Source organism: Nocardia amamiensis (assembly GCF_015477605.1).
Taxonomy (GTDB): domain Bacteria; phylum Actinomycetota; class Actinomycetes; order Mycobacteriales; family Mycobacteriaceae; genus Nocardia; species Nocardia amamiensis_A.
In genome coordinates this window covers 1-1625 of the sequence record NZ_JADLQX010000134.1, presented here as the reverse complement: position 1 = coordinate 1625, position 1625 = coordinate 1, and the positions used below count along the sequence as shown (strand labels likewise).

1 protein-coding gene is annotated in these 1625 nt (G+C 66.5%); it reads right to left on the bottom strand.

Annotated features, from left to right (window positions below; all coding sequences use genetic code 11):
- Window positions 1-97: 97 nt before the first annotated feature.
- A complete protein-coding gene (locus IU459_RS37055; RefSeq protein WP_195134242.1) occupies window positions 98-1504 on the bottom strand; it encodes an IS1380 family transposase in 1407 nt (468 codons plus the stop codon).
- Window positions 1505-1625: the final 121 nt, after the last annotated feature.

Below are 1625 nucleotides of genomic sequence, written 5' to 3'. Positions count from 1 at the left end.
GGGGGGGCGTGAACGCGCGTGTTTCGGGCATGGGGTAGCCGCTGGTCTGGCCAGCTTTTCCACTGTTGTTCCTGGTTGTAGGGATGGGGCGGTCCGGTCAGGTGGCGGTGGGTGGAGTGAGGTGGTTGTTGGTGTGGAAGATGCTGTGCCACAGTGTTGTCCATGACTGTTCCCAGGGCCAGTGGTTGGGTAGGTGCAGGACCGGTCTGCGGGCGGGCCGGGCGAAGCGGGCGGGAACGCAGACCAGGTCGCGGCGCAGGGTAACGCCGCGGGCGACGGCGTGGCGTGGTGATCCGGTGAGGGTTCCGGCGGTCCGGAGCAGGTTGTGGGCGATCTGGGCGCAGATCGCCCACACGGTGTTGGCGGGAAAGTGCCCCGAGGGCAGGTGGGCCAGAGGGCCGTCGATCAGGTCGGAGATCACGGTTTCGACGATGGCGTGGCGGCGGTGGACCAGATCGGCCTCGGTTGTGGACAGCTCGGAATTGGTGGCGAAGGGGTGATACCGCCAGATGGGGAACAAGCCGTCGCGGTAGTTGGCGTCACGCACCCTGCGCACGATCAACCTGACGGTGATGCCGCAGCGGCCGGTGCCGATGGTGTGGGTGGTTTCGGCGACCTCGGCGTCGGAGATCCATTCCCCGGTGTCGGGATCACGCACCGCGCCCGGGTATTCCACCCCGGTCCAGGCGTCGTCGGGAATGGCTGCGATGGCTCGGTCGACGGCTTTGTTGCGGGTAATCGTGAGGGAGAACTCCGCGTCGTGCGCGAGCGCGGTGCGCATGATCTTCTTACTGCCGAACGCCGAATCGCCGCGCAGCAAGATCTTGCCGGCGCCGATATCACGGGCAGTGCCGATCGCTGAGGCCACCTGGGAGGCCGCACCGCGGGCGGATCCAGCTCGGCCCGAACGCAGCCGCATCTCGGCGATCACCGGCGCGGCCGAGTCGGTGGACAGGGTGGTCAGCAGCCCGGACAGGCCACGGCGCAGCACGACCTTCCCGGCGATCTTGGAGTGCCCGAACGACGCGCCCTGCTTGGCATGCCCGTACACCGGGCGCAGCACGGAATCGATGTCCACATACACCCGGTCCTCGGCACCGGGCAGCAGCGGCGCGCGGGCCGCGAGCGCGATCAGGTGCCGGCGAGCGAGGGCGGCCACCTGCTGAGCATGTCCGAAACTGAACTCGCGCAAGAATATTCCCAGCGTCGAGGGCGCATACACTTCGTCGAACACCGTCGCCGTGCCACCGGCACGCAGCAGGTCGGCATGATCGATGTGGTCGCCACCGCACAACATCGCGCCGATCAGCGCCGTGAGCTTCCCAGCGGGGTTCACCGCCCCAGACGCCACCCGCGCCGAGTCCACCGTCACACACTCGCCGATCAACGCCGAAAGCCCTGCCTGCTCAGCCAATTCCATGACCGGCACCAGCCCAGCCGCCGACACGAGATTCCTCTCGTCGAACACAACCGATTCCGCAGCGAACATGTGCGATGATCTCACTGAAAATGCCTCTCGATTCCTGCATGATCCTGGCCTCGACAACCACGATCATCCCAGGTCGAAAGGCATTTTCCCTATCTCACACACCGACTGTGACCAGCACCCCATCCACGGATCCAGG